Annotated in this window: 19 protein-coding genes and 2 pseudogenes; 12 read left to right on the forward strand and 9 right to left on the reverse strand. The window is 43.1% G+C overall.

The genetic code is table 11. The features are described from left to right. Positions 1–90: 90 nt before the first annotated feature. The 3 genes and pseudogenes from ACM0OZ_RS16440 to ACM0OZ_RS16450 form a co-directional block, all read left to right on the forward strand. Positions 91–705, forward strand: a pseudogene (locus tag ACM0OZ_RS16440) (phosphoglucomutase/phosphomannomutase family protein); the annotation flags it as partial. A 55-nt stretch (positions 706–760) separates the two neighbouring features. Then, positions 761–1,033, forward strand: coding sequence for a lipopolysaccharide assembly protein LapA domain-containing protein (locus ACM0OZ_RS16445; protein WP_414583886.1), 273 nt, complete (start codon positions 761–763; stop codon positions 1,031–1,033). Positions 1,034–1,476: 443 nt separating this feature from the next. Then, positions 1,477–1,716 (forward strand): hypothetical protein, encoded by a 240-nt coding sequence (locus ACM0OZ_RS16450; RefSeq protein ID WP_414583887.1) that lies wholly within the window; start codon positions 1,477–1,479, stop codon positions 1,714–1,716. A gap of 607 nt (positions 1,717–2,323) precedes the next feature. Here ACM0OZ_RS16450 and polA read toward each other — a convergent pair. Next, positions 2,324–5,350, reverse strand: a complete 3,027-nt coding sequence (gene polA, locus ACM0OZ_RS16455; RefSeq protein ID WP_414583888.1) for a DNA polymerase I — start codon at positions 5,348–5,350, stop codon at positions 2,324–2,326. Positions 5,351–5,616: 266 nt separating this feature from the next. Between polA and ACM0OZ_RS16460 the strand changes: the two genes are divergently transcribed. After that, positions 5,617–6,828: an RNA-guided endonuclease InsQ/TnpB family protein gene (locus tag ACM0OZ_RS16460; protein WP_414583937.1), complete on the forward strand. Its 1,212-nt coding sequence runs from the start codon at positions 5,617–5,619 to the stop codon at positions 6,826–6,828. Between the two features lie 24 nt (positions 6,829–6,852). Here ACM0OZ_RS16460 and ACM0OZ_RS16465 read toward each other — a convergent pair whose 3' ends face one another. After that, a complete protein-coding gene (locus ACM0OZ_RS16465) occupies positions 6,853–7,689 on the reverse strand; it encodes a DUF4114 domain-containing protein (protein WP_414583889.1) in 837 nt (278 codons plus the stop codon). Positions 7,690–8,272: 583 nt separating this feature from the next. Here ACM0OZ_RS16465 and ACM0OZ_RS16470 point away from each other — a divergent pair. Next, the gene (locus ACM0OZ_RS16470) at positions 8,273–9,148 is read left to right on the forward strand and encodes a Cof-type HAD-IIB family hydrolase (protein WP_414583890.1); all 876 of its coding nucleotides are present in this window, start codon (positions 8,273–8,275) and stop codon (positions 9,146–9,148) included. A 235-nt stretch (positions 9,149–9,383) separates the two neighbouring features. Here the strand turns inward: ACM0OZ_RS16470 and ACM0OZ_RS16475 are convergent, their stop codons facing one another. Continuing rightward, positions 9,384–10,247: a DALR anticodon-binding domain-containing protein gene (locus ACM0OZ_RS16475; protein WP_414583891.1), complete on the reverse strand. Its 864-nt coding sequence runs from the start codon at positions 10,245–10,247 to the stop codon at positions 9,384–9,386. A 475-nt stretch (positions 10,248–10,722) separates the two neighbouring features. On the opposite strand from ACM0OZ_RS16475, the gene ACM0OZ_RS16480 reads away from it, so the two are divergent. Continuing rightward, positions 10,723–11,442 carry a Crp/Fnr family transcriptional regulator gene (locus tag ACM0OZ_RS16480; RefSeq protein ID WP_073633008.1) on the forward strand — a complete coding sequence of 240 codons (720 nt, stop codon included), beginning with the start codon at positions 10,723–10,725 and terminating at the stop codon, positions 11,440–11,442. Here ACM0OZ_RS16480 and ACM0OZ_RS16485 read toward each other — a convergent pair. The 6 genes and pseudogenes from ACM0OZ_RS16485 to ACM0OZ_RS16510 all read right to left on the reverse strand — a co-directional run. Beyond that, positions 11,439–11,891 (reverse strand): annotated as a pseudogene (locus ACM0OZ_RS16485) (phosphate ABC transporter substrate-binding protein); the annotation flags it as partial. The gene ACM0OZ_RS16480 and the pseudogene ACM0OZ_RS16485 sit on opposite strands and share 4 nt — an antisense overlap. Before the next feature lie 238 nt (positions 11,892–12,129). Continuing rightward, the gene (locus ACM0OZ_RS16490; RefSeq protein WP_414583938.1) at positions 12,130–13,158 is read right to left on the reverse strand and encodes a PstS family phosphate ABC transporter substrate-binding protein; all 1,029 of its coding nucleotides are present in this window, start codon (positions 13,156–13,158) and stop codon (positions 12,130–12,132) included. Positions 13,159–13,831: 673 nt separating this feature from the next. Beyond that, positions 13,832–15,253 (reverse strand): protein kinase domain-containing protein, encoded by a 1,422-nt coding sequence (locus tag ACM0OZ_RS16495; protein WP_414583892.1) that lies wholly within the window; start codon positions 15,251–15,253, stop codon positions 13,832–13,834. A gap of 90 nt (positions 15,254–15,343) precedes the next feature. Then, entirely contained in the window at positions 15,344–16,354 is a 1,011-nt protein-coding gene (locus tag ACM0OZ_RS16500) for a LysR family transcriptional regulator (protein ID WP_414583893.1), read from the reverse strand. A gap of 165 nt (positions 16,355–16,519) precedes the next feature. Further along, positions 16,520–17,245 (reverse strand): hypothetical protein, encoded by a 726-nt coding sequence (locus tag ACM0OZ_RS16505; RefSeq protein WP_414583894.1) that lies wholly within the window; start codon positions 17,243–17,245, stop codon positions 16,520–16,522. Positions 17,246–17,415: 170 nt separating this feature from the next. Further along, on the reverse strand, positions 17,416–17,616 hold the full coding sequence (locus ACM0OZ_RS16510; protein ID WP_414583895.1) for a hypothetical protein: 201 nt from the start codon (positions 17,614–17,616) through the stop codon (positions 17,416–17,418). Positions 17,617–17,777: 161 nt separating this feature from the next. Here ACM0OZ_RS16510 and ACM0OZ_RS16515 point away from each other — a divergent pair, with 161 nt between their 5' ends. The 6 genes from ACM0OZ_RS16515 to ACM0OZ_RS16540 all read left to right on the forward strand — a co-directional run bounded on the left by ACM0OZ_RS16515 (position 17,778) and on the right by ACM0OZ_RS16540 (position 25,472). Beyond that, positions 17,778–18,494, forward strand: a complete 717-nt coding sequence (locus ACM0OZ_RS16515; protein ID WP_414583896.1) for an NnrU family protein — start codon at positions 17,778–17,780, stop codon at positions 18,492–18,494. Between the two features lie 671 nt (positions 18,495–19,165). Further along, positions 19,166–19,552, forward strand: a complete 387-nt coding sequence (locus ACM0OZ_RS16520; protein WP_414583897.1) for a thioredoxin family protein — start codon at positions 19,166–19,168, stop codon at positions 19,550–19,552. Positions 19,553–19,844: 292 nt separating this feature from the next. Next, a complete protein-coding gene (locus ACM0OZ_RS16525; RefSeq protein ID WP_414583898.1) occupies positions 19,845–21,944 on the forward strand; it encodes an NAD(P)H-quinone oxidoreductase subunit 5 in 2,100 nt (699 codons plus the stop codon). A 226-nt stretch (positions 21,945–22,170) separates the two neighbouring features. After that, the gene (ndhD1, locus tag ACM0OZ_RS16530; protein ID WP_414583899.1) at positions 22,171–23,742 is read left to right on the forward strand and encodes a photosynthetic/respiratory NAD(P)H-quinone oxidoreductase subunit D1; all 1,572 of its coding nucleotides are present in this window, start codon (positions 22,171–22,173) and stop codon (positions 23,740–23,742) included. A gap of 363 nt (positions 23,743–24,105) precedes the next feature. Next, the gene (locus ACM0OZ_RS16535) at positions 24,106–25,071 is read left to right on the forward strand and encodes a hypothetical protein (RefSeq protein WP_414583900.1); all 966 of its coding nucleotides are present in this window, start codon (positions 24,106–24,108) and stop codon (positions 25,069–25,071) included. Positions 25,072–25,073: 2 nt separating this feature from the next. Next, the gene (locus ACM0OZ_RS16540) at positions 25,074–25,472 is read left to right on the forward strand and encodes a hypothetical protein (protein ID WP_414583901.1); all 399 of its coding nucleotides are present in this window, start codon (positions 25,074–25,076) and stop codon (positions 25,470–25,472) included. Positions 25,473–25,522 lie beyond the last annotated feature (50 nt).

A 25,522-nucleotide genomic window follows, 5' to 3' on the forward strand; every position in this document is an offset into this window, starting at 1 on the left:
AAGTACGATGGGGAGAATTATCTCTATACTCAGTTTGCGCAAAGCTACTTGAAAAGCAGTGTTCACGATAGAGCAGAGAAATTGGCAAAAATCGGCGTCAGTAGCGATTCCGGTAAAATGAAATTCAGTACCGATCAATGGCTAGGCATGATTGCTGATGAGTTCACTTTCCCCAAGGAGCGAAAAGTGACACGAGCGATTGTAAATTACCTTGAAACAGTTTACACAAAACAGCAAGCAGTTCTTGTTGTCTACGATACTCGCTTTCTCGTTGCAGTTTGCCCGCACAGTAGCCCAAGTCCTACCTGACTTGAGTTGGACGGTAAAAATCACTAACCGAGATACCCCACACCAGTTATTGTTGACAACGCCCATCACCTAAAGAAGGCTGCTGCGCTGATGTTCACCCCAAACCATAATCCAGCACCATATTGTGGGATTAAATATATCCCCGACTATGCTGGTTCAGCCAGTCGATAAATGACTGATACTATTGTGACAAATTAATGAAGGTGCATCAGATGCGCTTTTTTGATTAAGCAGTTCTGGTTGCTGAATTTCTACCTTTGTTTGACCCGAAACCAGAAAACGTGAATTTATCTATACCTTGCTACATATAGAAAGGATTAGGTATATTCTACCTCTAGTGTCTCCTTGTATGAAGTTTTGCAACAGGAAGGCTTGAGGTTAGAAACTTTCCACACCTAAGGTGGTGTTATTTTTGAAGGAATACCAGAACCCAAGGGAGAATAACTCGTTTATGAAAACTCTTGCTAATTTACTGATATCGATAGTTGTGGCTTTATGGGTGGTGGGAACAGCCATTCTCGCAGTTCAAAACGCTGAACCAGTATCTTTAAGATTTCTTACGTTCCAGTCGATTCAAATCCCAGTAGGTTTAGTGCTAGCTTTCAGTGCTGGCGTAGGGATAATTGGCGTGGCGCTGCTGCAACCCCTTTGGGGTCTTGCTGGTTCCAACGAAAGGAATTCTGAATCAGACGACACCGAATTTTTTGTCGATGAAGAGTTTTGAGGGTACGGTTTCACCAAAGGCGCTGAAATAATTCGTGCGGTCTTGATGAATAGGCTTCTTGAAAAAAAGATTTTTTGTGAGGGGAGAGAACACAGAACACAAAACTCACAAATCAGGAGAAATACTGCGTTGGTACGTTTTTCTCTATTGATTCATGAATAAGTGTAATACCAATTCCCCATGAAGATGCACTTAATATTAAAAAAGGAACCGCCAAGAACGCCAAGAACGCCAAGGAAAAGAGGAATATTTATTAAGTGCAAGTTTAGAGAGAATTGGTATAAGAAGTTTAAGAATTATTTTTACCAGCACATACATCCACTACTAAAAACATAGTTGCACAATTATGTTTTTACTCATATTTAAACTTTTATTAACTTAAATTTTAAGTCTGTCCTGTTTAATACACGTGTTGGCAAATTTATACGTGTTATAAATTACATATGCTCACTAACCCGAAAATGATTTTGCGAGGCTTAAAAGTCGTTACCTACACAGTTTTAGGTCGGGAAATGCCGATCATAAATCACGATCGCTACATATTGGAACAAAAAATTATTCCCTATTTTCTTGAGCGAAAAGAATTTACTAAAGTGCTATTTGTAGGATGTGGTTCTTACACAAAGCACTATGAAAAATGGTTTGAAAAAAAGAATACTGGACGATTGATATTAACCCAATGAAAAAAATTTATGGAGCCAAAAAGCATATTACTGGCTCTATGAGTGATTTAAAGCTTTACTTCAAAGATAACGATTTAGATTTAATTATCTGTAATGGAGTTTTTGGTTGAGGATTGAATGATAGAAAAGACGTAGAAGAAGCATTTTCGGGATGCTACGAGTCTTTACGTGAAGGTGGTGTCCTTGTCGTAGGGTGGGATGATGTTCCTGAGAAAAAACCTTTTCCCTTAGAAACTTGTGAAAGCTTAAGTCGGTTCCAATCCTACTTTTTCCCTCCTCTCTCAACTTCGGAATACAGAAATTTGACATATAAATCAGATAAACACGTATTCAATTTTTATCTCAAGTAAGAAGAAGTAGAAAGGGGAAATCTTGAAGAAGAACGATAGGTACAGAACTCAGAACTCAGAATCAATCAGTTCACGGTAAGACCCTTACAGGTGATTGTAGACCACCAAATTTTCAATTTGGTGTGGTGTTTCCCCCTTTTACTCCCCAAGGGCGTTGTACAGAATTACACTCGCTTACTCGGACTCTATTCATTTCTTCATTCTGAATTCTGACAACTGAGTTCTGAGTTCTTTCATGTTAAATATTTCCTGTCATCCTACTTCGTCTCCATCCAATTGTCACCTGCACGCACATCTACAACTAACGGTACACTCAACGATACCGCACTTTCCATCAGGGACTTAATTTGCGGTTGTAATTCTTCCCATTCTTTTGGTGGAACTTCAAACACCAATTCGTCGTGTACTTGTAACAAAAGACGCGCTTGGTAATTTTGCAAAACTTCATGCAGCCTCACCATTGCAATTTTGATAATATCAGCGCTGGAGCCTTGAATCGGTGCATTGGCAGCAGCACGCAATAACCCAGCATCGTAAGCACCTAAATTACCAAGTTTTTTCAGATCAACATCTTCTGGTTTGTTGCCTTTGTACTTGCGTATGCTGTTACTAGTAAACTCAAAATAACGACGACGCCCTAATATTGTTTCTACATAACCTTGGGCGATCGCTTGCTTTTTCACTTTCTCCAAATATTCAAAAACTTTGGGATAGCGGTTGTTAAAGCGCTTGATAAACTCGCTGGCGTCCGCTTTATCCACACCAGTTGAGCGTGAAAACCTAACGGAACCCATTCCATAAATTACACCAAAGTTGATGGTTTTTGCTAACCGTCGCTCGTCTGATGTTACATTTTCTTTTTCAAAAATTAACCGCGCCGTTACAGTATGAATGTCTTCATTTTGTTGATAAGCTTCTACTAAAACAGGCTCTTGACTCAAATGAGCCAAAATCCGCAATTCAACTTGTGAATAATCAGCAGCGATTAACAGCCAACCTGGTTCTGGTACAAATGCTTTACGAATTTGGCGGCTAAAAGCAGTGCGAATCGGGATATTTTGTAAATTTGGATTGGAAGAGGACAACCTGCCAGTAGACGTCGCCGTTTGGTTAAAATCGGTATGCACTCTTTGAGTATCGGGACGCACCAACTTTGGTAAAGAATCTACATAGGTGGACTTCAATTTAGAAAGAGTACGATACTCGATAATGGCATCAATAATGCCAGTTGTATCGACTTCTTGCAGCTTTTCCAATGTCGCAGCATCTGTAGAATAACCGGTTTGAATTTTGCGGGAAGACTTAGTGCTTAATTTTAATTTTTCAAACAATATCTGGCTCAATTGTTTGGGGGAACCCAAGTTGAATTTCTCCCCAGCAATGCCGTAAACTTGCTGTTCAAACTTGGCTAAATCTACTTCTAACTGCTGCGACAGTTCTTGCAGATAAGCTGTATTTATGCGGACGCCTGTATACTCCATTTGAGCTAAAACTGGTTCTAGCGGCTGTTCCACTTCCAGCAGGAGTTTTTGTAGAGACGCGCCATGGCGAGCCAGCGCTGCAGGAGGGTCTCCCTCCGCAGGCGACTGGCGTCGCGTCTCTACATCAATTTTCTCCAGTTCCTCCCGCAATTTTGGCACCAGTTTGAATGTGCTATAAGCATCCATGCCGCAGTAATCTGCTACGGTGGGAATGTCCAAATCGCCAATCGTTTTGCCTTTTGGAACTAATTCGGCATAACTTTTCGCTGTCAAACCCAGGTAACGCAGAGCCAAGTCGCTCAGATTATGGTTACTATCTGGATTGAGGACATAACTTGCTAGCATCGGATCAAACACGACTCCCGCTAGCTTGATTCCTTGACACCGTAGAACTAAGCGGTCAAATTTAGCATTTTGCAAAGCTTTAGGATAATCAGCACTTTCTAAAATTGGGCGTAGTGCTTCTAGTGCAAGGTCTTTGTTTAAATTTTCCCCTACTTTATGACCAATGGGTATGTAAGCGACTTCATCAGGTTCTGTTCCCCAGCAGCAACCAATTCCCACTAACGAAGCGTCCCGTGGTTCTAAATCGCTGGTTTCAGTATCCCAAGCAACGGGTGTCTGTGGGTTTGTAAATTTTTGCAGCAGGTTCACCAAGTCGCTGAGTTGCTCTGGGGTATTAATGATGCGTGGTTTAATAGCAGAAGCAGCAGGTTGCTGTTGAGCTGCTGTATCATCAGCAGTGAAAAACCACAAATCATTATCCTCATTACTCGGGGGTGGGAAGTGGGGAGTGGGAAGTGGTTCTGATGTTTGAGTTTGTGGTGTTTCCTCAGTACCACCGAACTGTTGCTGAAGTTCGTTAATTTTGCCCAAAAAAGACTTAAATTCTAGCTTTTCTAAAATGGGTGTGAGGTTGTTTGTGTCAAAGCCTTGGAGAATGCAATTTTTTAAATCAACTTCTAGGGGAACATCAACGACGATCGCCGCTAAGTAACGAGATTTTTCAGCATCTTCTTTTCCAGCTTCTAATTTTTTCTGAGTTGCGCCTTTAATTTCACCCAACGCAGCATAAATTTTGTCAAGGGAACCATACGTGTTCAGCAACTGCACCGCTGTTTTGTCGCCAATTCCTTTGACACCAGGAATATTATCTGACTTATCGCCGCAAAGAGCTTTATAATCAACAACTTGGGATGGTGCAACACCAAGCTTTTCTTTAACTTGTTCTGGTCCAAATTCCGTAATGCTTGCTCTTGAACCCTTTAGCGCTTCCGGACTAAAATATAAAACGCTGATTTCTTTTTCGGGGTCAACAAGTTGAAATAAGTCGCGATCGCCTGTGACAATTTTGACTTGATATCCAGCAGCCGTCGCAGTTTGTGCTAAAGTTCCCAACACATCGTCTGCTTCGTAACCAGGAGCAGTGACAATTTTCAGATTCAAAGCATCCAACAACTCTTGCAGATTTTTCAAATCTGGAACAAAGTCTTCTGGTGTCCCTGGACGATCTGCTTTATATGTATCGTCTGCTTCGTGGCGGAAAGTTGGCAAACCCAAATCAAAGGCGATCGCCATTGCTTGTGGCTGTTGGCTTCCCATAACTTCCAATAGGGATTTGAGAAAACCAAAACATACACTTGTAGGAATCCCCGTCTTTGTTCGTAGTCCGCCGTCTCTTCCTTTTGCAAAAGCGAAGTACGAACGAAATGCCAGGGAGTGACCATCCACTAGGATGAATGTGGGGCGTGTTGTCGTCAAGGAATCGGAAGCCAACTGATTTGTAGGTGTTGTTTGGGACATAAACCTATTTTAGCCAGCGACTTCCACGACAAATCTAACCTGTAGAAAGAATCCTGTAGAAAAAATTAACAGTATCGCGGAAGTCCCCACCTTCAATGTACCCATAAGGTGGGGATGGACAGCGCTTTAAACCGAAATCGTTCTCAACTGATATGAGTATTGCCGAATGAGGACAGAGAACATTTAGTTTCGCCCAGACTTGTGCGGAATAATATTATTGCAATATGTATATAATAGTAACAGGTCGATATTTGGGAAAAGTTCAGATGAGACGGCAAGCCGTAAAAGTTAGGTTGTATCCTACAGAACAACAAGTTCAGATACTTGCACAGCATTTTGGTTGTGCGCGTTGGTGGTGGAACTATGGGTTGAATAAATGCATTGAAACCTATAAAGCAACTGGTAAAGGCTTGTCTCAGTCTGGGCTAAACTCTTTGTTGCCAGCACTCAAAAAAGATAAAGAAACTGAATGGTTGGGAGAGTGCTATTCACAGGTTTTGCAATCTGTAAGCCTCAATCTGAGTCGTGCATATCAAAACTTTTTTGAAGGTAGAGCAAAATATCCTAGGTTCAAATCAAAACATCACCGTCAATCGATCCAATACCCACAGAAAGTAAAACAAATCGATGATTGCTTGAAGTTCCCAGGAACCCTCGGGAAAGTAAGAGCTAAGATACACCGACCACTTGATGGAACTATCAAGACTGTCACCGTTAGTAAATGCCCATCAGGTAAGTACTATGCTTCTGTGTTGATGGAATATGAGGGTGATTACTCAGCATCAAATACTTGGGTGCAGGTGATTGGTATTGATTTGGGTATCAAGGATTTTGCAATTACCTATGATGGCGAAAAAGTTTCTAAATATCCAAACCCAAAACACGCTTGCAAACATGAGAAGAAACTAGCCAAGAAACAACGCATTGCTGCACGCAAAGTAAAAGGCAGCAATCGTCGTTTCAAGGCTACAAGAATTGTGGCTAGGGTATACGAACGACTTAGCAATGTCCGTCAAGACTACTTACACAAACTGTCTAGAAAGATAGTTGATAACAATCAAGTTGTGGTGGTTGAAAATCTAAACGTCAAGGGCATGGTTCGTAACCATAAACTAGCGAAAGCAATCTCTGATACAGGATGGGGAACCTTTGTCAACTTCTTGTCCTACAAATTAGAACGCAGTGGTGGCAAGTTGGTAGAAATAAACCGATGGTTCCCCAGTTCCAAACTTTGCTCTAATTGTCATTATCAAATCTCTAAGTTACCGCTAGATGTCAGGACTTGGACTTGTCCAAGTTGCGGTACTCATCATGATAGAGATGATAATGCAGCGATGAATATTAGAGCAGAAGGTCTCAGAATGCTGTCCTCCTCTGGGACGGGGGAGGCTTACGCCAATGGAGAGGAAGTAAGACCAATTCGCGGGCGTAAGCCTAAGATGCGGCATTCCTCTGTGAAGTTGGAAGCTCCACCCTAAGCGCTCTGCGCTTGATGGGGTAGTTCACGCTGTTTCTTTACCTTTGTTTTGGCGACGGCGACGCAGTTTCAGTATACCAACTGCTCCCACACCCAATAGAGCGATCGCACTTGCTGGTTCTGGAACTGTAGCGATATTGTCCCTACCAAAATCAATCAGGAAAACTACGTCGTTAAAGTCGCGATCAGCTGCTATATTGCCATTTCCGTCTGCTGTCGAACCTTGTGGTCCATATAAATCTTCAAAACCCAACAACAGGTAATCATCTACTTCATAAGCTACTATGTGATCCAAGTTGTCTGGATTTTGAGTTGGATCTGCCCCATACACATTTCCATTGGGATTATTAAATCCATCTGCTTTTAGGAAGAAATTGAGTTGTGAGCCGCCTGATATCGTACCTAAATCAACGTAATCTCCAATATCCAAAGCACCAGAATTTTCCCCAAGCTGACACGCTGAATTGGCGCTATTAGAGGTATTACAGGAAATGTTATCAAAAACCAATCCTTTTTGGTATTCAGAGCCTTTGATCGCTTCAAAAGCCAACTGGTCTTTGTAGCCTGCGCCCTCATTTAGGAACCAAACGCGAATATTATTGTCGTTTTTCAGGCTCAGCCTCGAGGGATCTAGTCTATTTAATTTGTCTTCAGGAATTGAAATTCCTTCTTGTTGTACATATTGCTGGAACTGAGGAATCCGGGATTGGAAGCCTGAATCATCAGTTGATTTGTCTTTGACATCATAGGTTTGTAAATTATCCCAGGTAAATGTAGCGGCGCTTGCAGGAGCAACAGCGGAAAATACACTTGTGATAGCTGCCGCAGCAGCGAAGAGTCCTGTTAATTTTTTCTTGATCATAAAAACCCTAAAACCCTTTATTTTTTAGTCTTAAATTGTAAAATACTCTGATCCATAAGCTCAATCACCTGTTTGAAATTGCGTGATTTTGCTGATTAACTAAGTTATATCCTGGGATTGTATTAAGTAACTATATCTAAAAGCAGAATTTTTTGAATTTTTATATTTTCCGATTCTTTATTTCAAATTTATGAAATTTGAGCTTTTTATAATGCTGTTTTCCGAAAAAAGCTATTTCTCCATTGTTATTAAGTTAATTGCGCAATCCTTGCAACATCAATGATCTAAATCACACCCAGGATTTTCTATATATAAAAAATATAAATATAAAAATTATTTATTTTATAGTTTTAAAAAATTTGTAAGTCGATACTAAGTAATAGTTCGTAGGTAAGATTTTTCTTTCTATCTAAGATCTACGAGCTACTACCCACAGTTCCACTACTCTAAGCTGTATATCTATATAACTATGGTTTCATACGTTTGGTAGCATTAACTCGTCAACCGTGTTCGCCCTTACCACTTTCAACAGATTAATAGCCTGTTAATCTCTTACTGGGACTTTAATATTTACTCATCAATTATGCATAAAGTGTCTACCACTGAATTGGCATCACCTGAAATTCAGGGTTTATCTACTCTTGATATTCAACTACTGGTTGTAGATATCGATGGGACGATCGCCGGAAAATCTAACAGTATCAGCACAGCCGTAAAGCAGGCAATTGCTGCGGCGCGTTCCCGGGGTGTTCAGGTGGCGATCGCCACCGGTCGTATGTATCGCTCAGCTTTGCGCTTTCATCAAGAAATTGGCTCTAATCTACCGTTGTTAGCTTACCAGGGAGCTTGGATTCAAGACCCTGCCAACCAAAAAATTCATCGCCATTTGCCGGTTTCTCGAGAATTAGCACACAAGCTTCTAGACTATTTTGAACAACCAGAACTGCGATCGCTCTTATCTGTTCATTTTTACATTAATGACCAACTCTACGTACGCGAGATAACCAGGGAAACTGCACTTTACGGAGAACGTACTGGCATTACCCCGATTGCTGTGGGAGACTTACGCCAAGTCACCAGCGATGAACCCACAAAAGTTTTGGCTTTGTGCGACGACACAAATGTTATTCAACAGTTGCTGGGAAATTTGCGCCGCCAATACACTCCCGCCGAACTGTATCTCACCACATCTGTTGCCACATTTTTTGAAGCGACTAACCCGAGTGTCAACAAAGGTGCTGGAGTTCGTTACTTAGCTGAAGAATTACTGGGACTCCAAAGAGCCAACGTCATGACTATTGGCGATAACTTCAACGATGTGGAAATGTTAGAGTATGCTGGCATTGGTGTCGCTATGGGTAATGCACCAGAAGCAGTGCAAGCGATCGCCCAGTGGGTGGCTCCTGACGTTGAGCAAGACGGAGCCGCAGCAGCTATTGAAAAATTCTTGCTCTCCTGAATGGTTGGTAGTTCTTTCTGACAATGAACAAATGTACAGACGCGCCATGCCGCGTCTCTAACAAATCTATACACGCCTCATGGCGCTAACAAAATCAGAAAGAGCACCGACGACTGGCCGTGTTTCGTCTCGGTGCTCTTGCTGGTTCGCTCCTCACACACCAGATAATATACATTGCTGGATTAGACGAGTCAATAGTTGTTAAAAAAAGTTTATTTTTTGTAGGCTTTATTGTTTATACTTCATAAGGCGCAATAATACCTAATTTTTCTTCCAGCAGAAATTTTAAGACTGACTGTGTAGCCAAGACTAATCCGATTCTGGCTTGAGCGAGTTCTGGGGAGGCAGTTTTCACCTCGCCAAAAATCTGGCATTTACACCAGAAAGTTTCAAAAGCTCGACTTAAAGGGGTCGCAGCTTTTTCCCAGTTGAGTGATCTACCCAAATTAGGAAACGCCAAAGAGTCTACCACTCGTACTAATTCGTTAATGAGGCGATAGGAAGCAGGGTGATGGAAGCGGAGTTTTTCATCACAGTTCAGCCAAGGAATAGGATTAGGGGTAAGAATGCTTGACAAAAGCCTTTGCTTAGAACTTTCACTATCGTCTTGATTTGGTTCCCCCTGTTGGATCAATCCCTCAACAATCGCCAACCGCACTAGTGAACAGCAGCGTGCATGAGCGTATTGAGCAGTGAATAAGGAGGATGAGGGGGATGAGGAAGATGAGGGGGATGAGGAAGATGAGGGAGTGAGGGAGTGAGGGAGTGAGGGGGATGAGGAAGATGAGGAAGATGAGGAAGATGAGGGGGATGAGGGAGAGAGCTTTAATTTTGAATTTTGTGCCTCCTGCGGAGGTTGCACGGTACGGCGTAGCGTGTCCGCAGGACATATTTTGAATTTTGAATTGATTTGTCCACCTGTGCTAAGGGCGAGGCTTTGCAGCCAAGCAGCCAACAGCGGGTGAGTCACTTCCAAATGAATCCAGCCAGGGGAAACGACTTGAATTTTGAAATCTTGGTCATGGTTTCCTGAAATATGAGAAACAATGCCATTGGCAATCTCCATCGCGGGAAATTTCTCAGATTTTGACAGCTGCAAAGCTATGCCTGAAATATAAATAATTTTATTCTCATCTCTACCCTGAGATAGAGGAATATTTTTATATGTTCTACATATTATAAGTCTGTTTTTAGTATAATTACTTAAACTGGTATCTAAAATGCTGTATATTAACTGCTTTATAGCTGTGTATTTACTAACCAGTAAATTTTGATGCCGAGACTTTTCAGGTAAACTCACTGTTGTCTGAAGGTGTTGGTTTTATGTCATCTGTCTTAGGATATAAGTTTAATTTACAAAAAGAAAAATTAGAATTGTGCAAAATTTAATTAATAAGGGGTAAATTTTACTACCATCATTGTACAGTAAGAAGTATAACAAAAGAGTAGAACATAACTTTCTACCTTTTGGATGACTGGCACGGCTAGGTTTAATGCCTGAAGTGCCAACAAAAAGGCACTCCTTGCACCTTTTTATGACGTATTTGTCTTCAGCCGAACGCTCTTAGTTACCTATGCAATCTCCATCCTCCTTTTCTGAGGCATCACGTCCTTTTCTGACTTGGCAACGAATTCTTGATTGGGCTCAGGAACACTACCGCTGCCGCACCTTTAGCAAAGATGAGCGCATTCCAGCCCGACCTGGATTGCTGTATTTGGTGCAAAGGGGTGCGATCCGCATGGTGGGAACCGCCCAGGTTAGTGCAACTGCCAGTCAACTAACATCTCGACGTATCAACAGAACGCCAGAAGAAGCTTTCTTAGGGTTTGTTGGTGCGGGACAACCGTTTGAAATTGTTGCTCAGTCACCGTTCACACTCCAGGCTTACGCCCACGTTGATCAAACTGCGGTGCTGTGGATGTACTGGCACGATTTAGACAACTGGCCTCACTTCCGCCGCGAAGTTATGGATGCCTTCAGGTATCAGCACCAGCGCAAGCTGCTGTGGCTGAGTGCCTTAGGACAACGGCGCACAATTGACCGACTCTTAGGATTCCTCACATTGTTGATTGAGGAATATGGAGAACCGGCAATGAGCGATACCGATCCAGATGTGATTCGCGGTTATTGCCTGCCGTTCCCCCTCACCCATGCCCAAATTGGCAGTGCGATCGGTTCGACCCGTGTCACCGTCACCCGCTTGATGGGCAAACTGCGTCAACGCGGATTAATCCTCACTCAAGGCGACAATCTCATTTGCTTGCCAGCAGAGTCCATTAACAGAGTCAGCTAAAGCAAGACCAGATGCAGTGGAGAGCGAATTTTGACAAACCCTACTTGGGTATTGAGTTCACTATCCCTGCTGAGTTAGCAGTAAGTTAACGACACTGACACTTTCTTGCTGCTTGATTTGACCAATCTGTTTGACCACCACAAACAGATTGCACATAATTCGCTACTTTCCGGATTGGAAAGCCTTAATGTTCAATTTGTTTCGTTTACCAGGAAATTCATAAGGGAGGACAAGAGCTTCTTGGTAGGGAGCAACAAATTGCCCTTGTTTGTGCCCCAACGGCAAGGGCTGGATTGAACATTGAGGAATAATGTCTGGGGCAAAACTGTAGTAGATGCTACTAGAACGACCAGCCACTTTTTTGCGACGCTTGGGTGGTAGTGGAACTTGCTTCCACGTTAGGCAAGCAATGCTTGACCACCCAAGATGTCTTGCACAAATTGTTTGACCAAGAAACAACTCAGCAATCTACGTCAGAATTCCCAGGTGAATTCTGTCTGACTGGGTGGCGAGGAATAATACTAAGCCCGCGCCATTTGCTTTATGCCGCAGAACCGATCCACTACAGTGGCTCTTTGAATTTAAAGGCGAGAGAAAAAAAGAATTCTTCCACCATGCGGAATCTCCCTTTGAAGATCCTTGTCTTGAGCTGTGTTTTGCGTTTAGCCCAAGCTGAGTTCTTCTCAATCAGCGAATTCTAACAAATCCAGCTTTAGAAATTAATTCCTGACCTTGATTTGTCAGCAGTAACCTAGCGTAAGCTTCTCCTGCTTGCTGATCTGTTTGACCATTTTGTTTCACAATCACAAATAACCGTCGAGTGATGGGGTACTGATCACTTTGGAAAGCAGCTGCATTGAGTTGGTTACGCTTTTGCGAACACTCAGAAAGAGGAACGAATGGTTCCTGATAGGGTGGAACCAGTTTATCGGCTGTTTTTCCCAATGGCAGGGATTTAACACTACATTGTCCGACAACTTCAGGAGCAGAGGCGTAGTACATACCACCAGTATTTTTCGCTACTTCTCTTAAGGCTTCGGTTGTCGTAGGAATATATTGCACATTTTCCCCAAACTTTTCACTCCCTAAGATGTTATCCTCGAAAAATTCGACGGTGCCACCTTCTTCTATACGGCGAGAGTAAGGTATTATCGGTAGATTGGGACCGCCTACTTGCTGCCAGTTAGTAATTTTACCTGTGTATATTTCTTTGACTTGGGCAACTGTTAAACCAGGGATGTTGAGACTGGGGTTCACTGCGATCGCAATACCATCAATTGCTACAGGTATTTCTTTGAGTGTAAAGCCCCGTTGTTGCGCTTGTTGGTATTCCTCATTTTTAATTGAGCGCGACGACTGAGAAAAAGCTAATTGGTTATTTAACAGCATTTTGATGCCACTACTTGAACCAGGTGCGCCTGAAGTGGGGTTGGTGTAGCGTAGTTGAAATTGAGGAAAGACAGTTTGAATAGCTGAATCAACTTCTTTACGGATTGGTGCCCAAGTGGTACTACCACCATAGCTAAATAAGCCAGAGGGGATATTTGGTACTTGGGCAAAGTTTTCAATATTCGATTCAACTTGTTGTGATTGATTGTTGCTAAAAGAACTTATGTTAATACCAGAACGATTCAGCCACCAATAAACAGCACTTACTAATCCCAGTGTAATCACCAGAGTTAGAACCAAAACCGCAGTTTCGTTTTTTTGTGACATCATAGCTATTTTTTTATTAAAATAAATTAATTCTGGCTATTTATATTTTTGAGTTTTTCATAATTTGTTACTTTTTTTAATTCTTTGTATTAATACTATTAGAAAGTAAAAATCATTTCAAATTTATAATTATTCATGTTTTATTCCAGAAATATATTTGCTTGCTTGAACAAAGTAATTTGTAATTAGTTACGAATTATTGATTATACAAAAGCGTTGTTTCTGGATAAGCTAGGTTACTTTCGATGGTCGAAATTAAATTATGCCAGCATTGCTTATGGAGGAAAAATCTTTTTCTCTTCTAGAGATACTACCAAATTTCCATAAGTCTTGCTTCAACTTTTAAGCTTTTCTGGCATCTGCGTTTACTAGGAATACAACAAATTTAAACTACAAACTTAAGTCGCAGTATTTCGGATTATGTACTAAATATATTTGCAAACCACTGGATGCTTGTGTCATTACTGCGTTTAACCTTGAGTTAAATTTATTAACCTAGCGTTAAAGTAGTCGCAAGCAATTTATCTAAGCTGTGCTTGGTAGGCTGTGAAGCATTTTTTTTACGATGATTATTTAAATATGTTGGCAAAAATAAATCTCAAGTTGCACAGCGCTTGGCAATTAGGGATTTGAGATTGGAATATTCCCACTCAGTAACCGTGAGTTCCTCTGTTTAAAGTATCAAGGATAACAATTTGTAAATGAGACGAAAGAGTGCTGTAACTGCGATCGCCACTAAAGCAGCTGCAATAGACAAAATAACGACTTCTTGGATGGTAAGACTGCCACGTAAAAAGAATAGGACAATCGGCAATGTGATTGCAGGAAAAATGAATAAATCAGATCCTCCAATCCAGTGCTTCCATTGGGCAAGAATCAACCCTAATAAAATGACAGAAGAAGCAGCCAGGGTAATGATTGGCGATTTCAGCAAACTCAAAAGACCAATCGCAATCAATGCTCCTTCAAACCCACTAAACGCTGCTCTTGCTAATACTTTTATAAGAGAAAATTGCTGTGCAGGCGGACTAACAGAAGGAGACGGCTTTTGTTGCGGTGGAGCCTGTATTTGCTGTGACTGTGGCTGTGGAGTTACAGCAGGTTGACGACGATTAATTTTTGTAGAAGGTACAGGTTTTTGAGGTGCGTCGATCGCCTCTAAAACTTCCTGCGCTGACTGATAACGTTGATTGGCTGCGCTTAGGAGCATTTTGTTTAAAATATCAGCAAGGTGCCTACTGACAGTTATATGACTTTGCCACTTCCACTGGTTACTATAGCCATCGAACAGCTGAGTTATCTGTGTTTCACCCGTTAGTAACATCAGGGTTGTGACAGCCAAAGCGTACAAGTCTGTAGATGGGAAGACTTGACCTCCAGACATTTGTTCGGGCGGAGCAAATCCCATAGAATATATACCAGTGGAAGCACCAGATGCACCAATGGGAGCGTTTGTAACTTGTTTGACTGCGCCGAAATCTAGCAAGTAAAGTTTGCCGTTACGATGGCGCATGATGTTAGAAGGTTTGATGTCTCTGTGGATAATGCCTTTTTCGTGAACAAACTTGAGTAGCTTGAGAATTTCTCGCAAGATTTCCAAAACTTCTTGTTCTGAATACTTGCCCTTTTGGGCTAACTCTTGCTCTAGATCTTGTCCGTCAATATATTCCTGTACTAAATAAAAAAACTGGTCTTGCTGTCCGGGTTGCAAGCTAGGAACGATCACGGGAAAATAAGCAAACAAGTCAGGGATTTGCTCGTGTAAGTGCCCTATGTCCTCTAGAACAACTGCTTCTCGCTCAAATAAATCTTGTGCCAGTTGCAGTTGAGTAGGGCTTAAATTGCCTGCTGGTTGAAATTGCTTAACCACGCATTGGCGCATTCCTGGGGTATAGCGATCGCGTGCCAAAAACGCTGCTCCAAATCCGCCTCGTCCCAGTAACCTTGTTGGTAGATAGCGTCCCACCAAAATCAGCGGCATACCACAAGTTGTGCAGTATTTTTGCTGCACCGTTCTCAAGGTCGCATGATCATCTAAATCTAGAAAATTGTTTTGCGGGCGAGGGCAGTGTGGACGAGTGCAATAAACTTCCATGATTCGTCAAGAGTTCATAGTCCATAGTCTATAGTCAATGGTCAATAGTCAAGAGCCAATGACCAATGACTAATGACTAATGACTACATCTTAATCATCGTGAGAATTATGCGTTCCTACATCGAATGCACTGACTGTTATGGCTTTGTGTGACGTTTTTAACACTTCCATACTCCATCCAGGTGTAGCAAACTGGGGTAGAATTTCCCGACTAAATGCTTCTGCTGCCTTGGATCTGTAGCGATTAGGATTAAAAATCAGCCTCAGCATCCGCTTGACTATGACACCTTCAATCGGAGAACAGTGCAGCACCCCCATTTGTAACTCTTTAGCAATTGCCGAGGTCGAGACAAAGGCTGCCCCCAAACCGGATTGTACGGCATTTTTAATCGCTTCTATGGAATTTAGTTCCATTTCGATTTTAAAACGTCGCGTATCAATGTCACAGCGTGATAGCACTTGGTCAATGACCTTGCGGATAGTAGATTGAGAATCGAGAGCTATGAATTGTAATTTATATAGGTCTTCTCTGTGAATCGTTTCAAGTTTGGCAAAGGGATGAGCTACAGGTACAATCAGTGCCAGTTCATCCTCGGCGTATGGAACAATTTCCAAAGATTCCACCAGATCACCCGGAATTTCGCCGCCAATTATTGCCAAATCCACCTGTCCGTTAGCGACACTCCAAGCGGTTCTGCGGGTAGAGTGGACGTGCAATTGCACCGCCACATCTGGATATTTTTGTCGGAACATCCCAATCATCCGGGGTAAAAGATAGGTGCCGGTGGTTTGAGAAGCGCCAACAATCAAAGTCCCGCCTTGGAGATTTTGTAAATCCTCAATCGCGCGACAGGTTTCCTGACACAGACTGAGGATTTTTTCACCGTAGCTCAGAAGTAGATGTCCGGCTTCGGTTAATTGGGCGCGACGTCCTCCTCGGTCAAATAACGGGACATCTAGTTGCCGTTCTAGGTTTTGCACTTGCAAGCTAACGGCAGGTTGCGAAACGTACAGGCTATCAGCGGCGCGCTTGAAGCTGCCTTCTGCAGCGATCGCTTTGAGAATACGTAACTGATCTAAAGTGAAAGGAAGGTCAGACATAAGGCTAAACCCACAAACTTTGAGAGGAGCGGCAGTCTTCAACAAACCAGCGTAATGAGCCTTCTGGCAGATCGTGATTTATTGCTTGTTAAATTTGGAGGCTTTACTCGAAAAAGACAGTAGCATATCATCTTGACTAAAGTCTTCTTTTCTACTTTCCAGCCATCATGAGTGAATTTTGAGGGGAATTGTGTTTAAATTCCACCTTGGTTTTAAAAAGCTTGAAAGCTTTTGGGTTTTGGTTTCACGCATCCGACGCACCCCGCTAAGGTCTGCCCTAAAAGGAGAGACAATGGTGTTGTTCCCATGAATTAGGGATTTAGGGGGGTAGGCTGTTACAAGAAGCCCCGTATTACGACCGTCTTGCCGGAGTAACAACGTTCTCATTGCGACATTTCGCCCTCCAACCAAATCTGCATATAACTCAAATCCACGACTTCTACTACAGCCAATCGTCAATCCTTGGTTTGGACAGTTGTGTTTATTTGTATGTCCCCAACACGGATGCAACTGATTGCAATAGTCAGCATCTACTCTTATGACTGAAGAATTATTCATGACAACAGAGTGGATGAAGCCATCTAATTCAGCATACGACCATTTGGACTGAGAGACATTTGCTTTTCGCCGCTTCAGGTGATAGAGAACAGGGAACAGATGACAGCGCTGTCCCCTGTTCCCTATCCTCTGCACCCTGTTATTATATATTTCTTGACTGATATAATAAGGGAAAATACGCAAATATAAAGTCAATTCCAGTTGGTTCAGGTTGTTGAAAGTTACAATTTGTTTCGTGATATGGTCATTGATATCAGCAGTAAATTGTTTACCTCTTGGGGAAAGTGCCATTAATCTGAGTTGAACATAGGGAGTCTCTTTTTGCTGCGGCATTTTTTTTGCAGCACGGCTTGTTTTGTGTGATAAGTAGGTAGGTGTAAATAAACGAAAGTTTGTAGTAAGGGCTTTAGCCCTTAAAATCATTGCCTTGAGCCCTTTAGCGCTAACTACGAACCAAGAGCGCATTTTATGTTTAATTTCACCCACTGACTTACCTCCAATTCTTATTTGATAAGTTCTAGGGACTTTTGTAACCTAATATCCCAGGACAGTTTACTGTTCACAAATGCCAGCCACGAAGTGTCATTGAGACAAATTTGGTTAGCACGCTGGACTTCCTCTAACCAATTTTCCTTTTTTGAAGTCGCAATCAACTTCTCTTTAGCACTGAGAACTTGCTTCACATCAGACGGTAGCTTTTTCATCAGGTGATATTATCCTATAGTGCTGATCAAGATGAACAACTGGTGTTCATCTAACGCACAGAGTGCTTGGGAACAGGATATCCTGCCAGAGATTTTTTTACATAGTTTGTGGTATTCGTTGTACTAAATTAAGTTTCCTTTAAATTACTTCATTTGCGTATATGATGCAGCCGGCTTGGTTAACCCTTAGTCATTTTGTCATGCTGGGACTACTATTTGGTTTTGCAATTGTCCATAGTGGAGGTGCTTTTCTGCGCCCTTGGGCAGAAAAACATATTGGAGCTAGGCTTTACCGCATTTTCTTTGCACTAACCAGCCTGCCCGTGGCTGTTTACTTAATTATTTACTTTTTTAACCACCGCTACGATGGTTTGCAACTTTGGTATGTGCAAAATGTACCGGGAGTGCAGCAATTAGTCTGGGTGCTGTCGGCTATTTCGTTTTTGTTTTTGTATCCTGCTACTTTCAATCTACTAGAAATTGCTGCTATCCAAAAGCCCGAAGTCCATCTCTACGAAACAGGAATTATTCGCATCACCCGCCATCCACAAATGGTAGGACAGATTATTTGGTGTGTTGCTCATACCCTTTGGCTGGGTACGAGTTTTACCCTTGTCACTTCAATCGGGTTAGTGTTACACCATTTATTTGGCGTTTGGCATGGCGATCGCCGTTTGAGCGCTCGCTATGGGGAAGCATTTGTTCAAGTCAAACAGCGCACCTCTATCATGCCTTTTGCAGCTGTTCTTGACGGTCGTCAATGTATCGTATGGCAGGAATTTTTCCGTCCTGCTTATTTAGGGGTTGCCGTTTTTGTGCTGCTACTTTGGTGGTCACACCCCCTATTGCTAGAATTCACAAGTAAGATAAAATCATGATTTTAACATAATCACAATAATAAACAGGAATTGATAGGATGAAATATTGGTTTCATCTTATCAACTGCTACCAAATCAATGTAGGATGAATGGAAGTAGCTGTCAGTGGGGGTGCGCTTAGTCGTTTTGAGATTTGACATTTGGTAGTTGCTAGTCAACCGCCAGACTAGGGAGAGACTTGATCATTCGCCATTCCCTTTTCTATAATCAACTGTAGTTGATTAAAATTGGTTGATTAAAATTGGCGAAAAGCAAGCTAACCAACTGCGACCAATACTTGAGAAAGTACTCAATAGTGTAAGAGCGTCTAGCTCCCACAAGCTAGCCTGTGGGATGGCAGGAGCGCACACTCGGAGTAACCTCCAAGGGCGCACTGCCTCACAAAAAACAGCCTTCTTCCTTGACAGAAGCAGGAGAAGGATACCTGTAAATGTTAATGGGCACCTGTGGGTAAGCTTTATGCAAAGGTCGGTACCAAATTGGTGAAAAATATCTCTTTAGTAACGGCTATAAAGAGCTAAAAGTTTGAGAGAGTTACCGTCTTGAATGTCATACTGGCTTGTTTGTCAGCGTAGCAACCAATACTGAAATGTTTGCATTCATTCTGACAACGCACTTTCTCCTGCTGACAGTTAGTTTTGATATCAAAAGCATATAATTTCAGAGGCGTCATGGTGTTGTCGGTTAGTGAGCGGACTTTTTCTCAAGAAGTTTTAGAATCTCCAACTCCTGTTTTAGTAAATTTTGGAGCACCTTGGTGTGGGTTGTGTCGAATCATTCACCCCTTGTTGTTGCAATTTCAAGCTCAATGCGGCGACCAAATTAAATTAGTGGGAGTGAACGCCGATGACAATTTTAAACTAGCGACAAAATACAAGCTTAAGTCACTGCCAACTTTACTGTTGATTGAAAATGGGATAGTACGGGTGCGTTTGGAAAGTTTTCGTGGAAGAGAAGATTTACTCTTAGCTTTGGAAGAAATTAAAGTCTGCTACACTGATCGCCCCATAACTTACCATAGCCCAAAAACAGCCGATTTAGGCTGCCGTTCTGCATGAAGACTGATTAGTCATTAGTTATCAGTCATTAGCTCAGAATCTTTTCGTTTAAAAATCTATGACTTTTAACCAAAACTAAAGATTTTCAGTCTGAATGGCTCTGCTGCAAACAGCTAACTCTATAATCTTGGCTAATGGCTAACGACTCATGACTGAATGATTAAATCTAAAACCAAACTTAACAACCCCACCCAACTACCGTCGGGTGGGGTATTTTATCCTAAAGGGTGTGTGTCACAATTATTAACAGTTCCGACAAATTAGTCAATAATTCTAAAAGTAGGCGTCAGTGATGGAAGTAATCTATCAGTATGCCTGGCTGATTCCGGTATTACCTCTTCTTGGGGCAATGCTGGTCGGTCTAGGGTTAATCTCGTTGAATCAGGTGACAAACCGCCTGCGACAGCTAAACGCGGCATTGATTATCTCCTTAATGGGAGCCGCGATGGCGCTGTCGGGGGCACTGCTGTGGAGTCAAATTCAAGGACACGCCACTTATACCCGCACCTTGGAATGGGCAGCGGCAGGGAATTTTCACCTGAGCATGGGCTACACTATTGACCACCTGACAGCCCTGATGCTGGTGATTGTGACAACGGTAGCCTTCTTGGTCATGGTTTATACGGATGGCTACATGGCTCACGATCCAGGCTATGTCCGGTTTTACGCCTATCTCAGCTTGTTCGGCTCCTCAATGTTGGGTCTGGTGGTTAGCCCCAACTTAGTACAGGTTTATATCTTTTGGGAGCTGGTCGGGATGTGTTCGTACTTGCTGGTCGGCTTCTGGTACGATCGCAAGGCAGCAGCAGATGCTTGTCAAAAGGCATTTGTCACCAACCGAGTGGGCGACTTTGGATTGCTTTTGGGCATTCTGGGGCTATTCTGGGCAACGGGAAGCTTTGATTTTGATGTCATGGGCGATCGCCTGACACAACTCGTGCAAACAGGTTCTATAAGCAATGTCCTTGCCGTTCTGTTTGCAATTCTAGTGTTCCTCGGTCCAGTTGCCAAATCCGCCCAATTCCCCCTGCACGTCTGGCTACCAGATGCAATGGAAGGTCCCACCCCCATCTCTGCCCTAATCCACGCGGCAACGATGGTGGCAGCGGGTGTTTTCCTGGTTGCCCGGATGTACCCAGTTTTTGAACACATCCCCGCAGCAATGAACACGATTGCCTTTACTGGGGCATTTACAGCATTTTTGGGTGCGACAATTGCGATTACGCAAAACGACATCAAAAAGGGCTTAGCTTACTCCACCATTTCCCAACTCGGTTACATGGTGATGGCTATGGGAGTCGGCGCATACAGCGCAGGACTTTTCCACCTGATGACCCACGCCTACTTTAAGGCGATGCTGTTCCTTGGTTCTGGTTCTGTGATTCACGGCATGGAAGGAGTTGTCGGTCACGACGCCGCCTTGGCGCAGGATATGCGGTTGATGGGTGGACTGCGGAAGTATATGCCAGTGACGGCAATTACCTTCTTCATTGGTTGTGTGGCAATTTCTGGTATCCCGCCCTTTGCTGGTTTCTGGTCAAAAGATGAAATTCTCGGCGCGGCATTTAATGCGAACCCATTTCTCTGGGGTGTCGGCTGGTTAACTGCTGGAATTACCGCTTTCTACATGTTCCGGATGTATTTCGTCACCTTTGAAGGAAAATTCCGGGGCAATCAAAGCCAATTGTGGCAAAAACTCAAGTCTCCAGCAGGGATGGCAATTGTCGCAGGTTTTGATACTGCCCCTGCTTTTGGTCCTGGTGCTATGACCAAAGGAGAACTGGAGGCAACCGAGGAACACCATCATGATGACCACGGTCATGGTCACGGTCACAGTGAATATCCTCACGAGTCGCCTTGGACAATGACCCTACCGTTAGCGCTTTTGGCAATTCCTTCGATGCTGATTGGTTTGGTAGGGACACCTTTTGCCAACTACTTTGAGGAGTTTATTTTCTCACCCAACGAAACCTTAGCGGAAGTTGTGGAAAAAGCCGTTGAATTCGACCCGACAGAATTCTACATTATGGCGGGCGCTTCAGTTGGCATTTCCTTGATTGGGATTACCATAGCTTCCTTAATGTATGTCTGGGGTAAAATCAACCCGGTGGCGATCGCTCAAAAAATCCAGCCACTTTATGAGCTATCCCTGAATAAGTGGTACTTTGATGACATTTACCATCGTGTTTTTGTCCTCGGTTTGCGTCGTCTAGCTAGACAAGTGATGGAAGTTGACTTCCGCGTTGTCGATGGTGCTGTAAACCTCACAGGCTTTTTCACTCTTGTCACCGGGGAAGGTCTGAAATACCTGGAAAACGGTCGCGCTCAATTCTATGCCTTGATTATCTTTGGGGCTGTGTTGGGCTTAGTGATTGTTTTTGGTGTGACCTAATGTAGAGACGTAGCATGCTACGTCTCTATTTCTGTCCCCACGGGCAGTGAGCGATTCGCTAGATATGTGGTATCTAGATGAAGGATGAAGGATGCATTTACCTTCCTTCATCTTTCTTTACTTTTATTAAATAAACCTAAGATTGAAGACCAAGCCCTGCAAAAACTGCTAGTAAATAGCTAGTAGTTGATAGCCGAACATTATTATTGCTGACTAACGAATCCCGATGAATACAGCAAATTTCCCGTGGCTGACGACGATTATTCTGTTTCCGATAGCGGCGTCACTGCTGATTCCCTTCATTCCAGATAAAGAAGGCAAAACAGTGCGCTGGTATGCCCTAATCATAGGGCTAATAGATTTTGCACTGATTGTGACTGCTTTTTATACTGGATACGATTTCTCCAATCCAGATTTGCAACTGTTTGAGAGTTATAGCTGGCTTCCACAGATCGGTTTGAATTGGTCGGTAGGGGCAGATGGCTTGTCGATGCCCCTGATTATTTTGACTGGATTCATTACCACCCTGGCGAGTTTAGCAGCTTGGCCCGTCACCCTCAAGCCGAGGCTATTTTACTTTTTGCTACTGGCGATGTATGGCGGTCAGATTGCTGTTTTCGCCGTCCAGGATATGCTGTTGTTTTTCCTGGTGTGGGAACTGGAACTGGTACCGATATACATTCTGCTTTCGATTTGGGGAGGCAAAAAGCGACAATACGCAGCAACCAAGTTTATTTTGTACACAGCAGGCGGTTCGCTGTTTATTTTGCTAGCTGGCTTAACGATGGCGTTTCATGGTGATACCGTCACTTTTGATATGCAAACGCTTGCAGCCAAAGGCTTCAGCCTCAATCTCCAACTTTGGCTGTACGCTGCCTTCTTGATTGCTTACGCCGTCAAACTTCCCATCTTCCCGTTGCATACTTGGCTACCAGATGCCCACGGTGAAGCCACAGCCCCCGTACATATGTTGCTGGCAGGTGTTCTGCTGAAGATGGGCGGTTACGCGCTCATTCGCATGAATGCCCAGATGCTTCCCGATGCTCATGCTTATTTTGCCCCAGTTTTGGTGATTTTGGGGGTCGTGAATATCATCTACGCCGCCCTCACATCCTTTGCCCAGCGAAACCTGAAGCGGAAAATTGCCTATTCCTCAATTTCTCACATGGGCTTTGTGGCAATTGGTATTGCTTCGTTCACCGACTTGGGCTTGAATGGGGCAATGCTGCAAATGGTTTCCCACGGTTTGATTGGGGCAAGTTTGTTCTTCCTAGTAGGGGCAACTTATGACCGTACTCACACCCTCATGCTGGATGAAATGGGCGGTGTTGGTAAGAAAATGGGTAAGATGTTTGCCATGTGGACAACTTGTTCTTTGGCGTCTTTAGCCTTGCCAGGAATGAGCGGTTTTGTTGCCGAGTTGATGGTGTTCGTTGGCTTTTCTAGCAGCGATGCCTATAGCCCCACCTTCAAAATTATTGTGGTGTTCTTGATGGCAATTGGGGTAATTCTAACTCCGATTTATTTGCTGTCAATGCTGCGGGAGATTTTCTACGGTGAAGAGAACAAAGAATTAGTTTCTCACCAGAAACTGATAGACGCCGAACCCCGCGAAATCTTTATCATCGCCTGCTTGCTGATACCAATCATTGGTATTGGATTGTATCCCAAAATGCTGACTCAGGTGTACGATGCGACAACTGTACAGCTAACAGAGAGGTTACGAGATTCCTTACCCGCTTTGGCACAGCAAAAAGCGCCTGCGGTTTCGTTGAGTGCGCCGGAGATTGGCAATTAGGTAGTTGATTTCTAATCGATATTGCTTGAAGGGTGGGTTTTATACCTGCCCTTTTTTTATAGCAGCGTTTCTTGATGAGATTTCTTGCAAAAATCCGGTCATGAGCTATTTGGAAGCGCAGGCTGTAGCAGACGAACCCAGATAAATACAGATAAATTATTTGTTGTAATTATTAGCACTTTTATAATTACGACTACTTAAGAATCTTTGTAACTAAATTCATATAAGTTTTAAGATTTCGCTCCTGAACGAATGGTGATGACTTTGTAGATCAGGGAAAGATATGTATAAGGCGACTCAAGTGTTGCTGAGCAAATCTCTAGAAGCCTACCTTTCATCGCTAATCACAATCAGGAGTATTTTATGATTCCACTTATCTTGGGTGCTGTTGCTTTAGGGAGTGCTGCCTATGGAGCGCTAAAAGGTGCTGAAGGCGTTAACAACATGAATGATGCAAATGAGATTGGCAAGCGTGCTCAAAAGCGTCACGAGAATGCTATCAGCAAGCTTCAAGCAGACTGGGAAGCGAGCAACAAGCTGGCAGAAGATTATGGTCAACTCCAGATGAACGTCAAAATGCTTACCATTGGTCGGTTCGTAGCGTTCATTGAGCGCATTGGTCAGCGTGCCTCTCAAAGTGATATGCAGTTTTTAGAAGGATTGGAAATATCAGTTCAAAAGCTACAAGAGTATAAAGCTGCGGCTACAGAAGCTGAGCAATTTTTTAAAGGTGGTGTTAAGGCAGTTTTTGCAGGAGCAGCAGCTGGTCAGACTGCAACAGGTCTTGCCACGTCTGTGGGAGTTGCGAGTACGGGAGCAGCTATCTCAGGACTTAGTGGAGCCGCAGCTACGAATGCCACTTTAGCATGGCTTGGTGGTGGCTCACTAGCTGCTGGTGGGGGTGGAATGGCACTTGGTACTCTTGTTCTGGGAGGTATTACGGTTGGACCCGCCTTAGCAGTTGGTGGCTTTATGCTTGCTGGTGAAGGTGAAAAAGCTTTGACAAAAGCACGAGAATATGAAGCTAAGGTCAACACCGAAGTTGCCAAACTTGAAGCTGCTAGAGATTTTCTCAGACAGGTTCAACGGCGAATTACTGAGTTAAGCACTTTGGTGGAAGATTTGAATACTCGTGCAGTTTTAGCTCTCAACGATTTGGAATCTCGACCATTTGAGCGTAACCGTGATGCCAAAAAGTTTCAACAGGTAGCACTTCTAGTGAAAGCACTTGCAGAAATCATGAAAACTCCTGTTTTGGATAGTGAAGGGCAGCTAAACCCAGCTACTGCGTCCATCCAAGCCAAGTACCGTACTTTGGGAGGCAATTAGGGATGTCTTTCAAGAAAGTTGCTTTCAACGAATTTATCAATCCTATTGAATGCCTGCAGCAAATGGTTTCAGCATATACCGACTATCTGAAGATAGCAGAGCAGGAAAAAACGAAGCGACGCGAAATTGATGCTTGGGAGAAAGCAACAATCGCCAAGATAAACGTCCAACGAGAACTGTTGATGGCGTATCTTGATCGCTCGTTTGATGAACGTGCAGAAAATTTTCGCGCTTTATTTGCTGTAGTTGATAGTGCGATCGCATCTGATAATAACCAACAACTAGCCCTTACTTTGAATTCCATTACAGAAATAGCTAAAGCCAGCCCATTCAAAGAACTAGCTAACTTAGCTTCTGTCCGCGCCGCACTAGATAACCCAGACTACGAATGGACATTTTGATGTAATGGCTTTGCTTAAAAGAGTTAAGAGTTATAAATTTTGATTCTTAA

The sequence above is a fragment of the Scytonema sp. PCC 10023 genome (assembly GCF_963920835.1).
GTDB lineage: Bacteria > Cyanobacteriota > Cyanobacteriia > Cyanobacteriales > Nostocaceae > Kalymmatonema.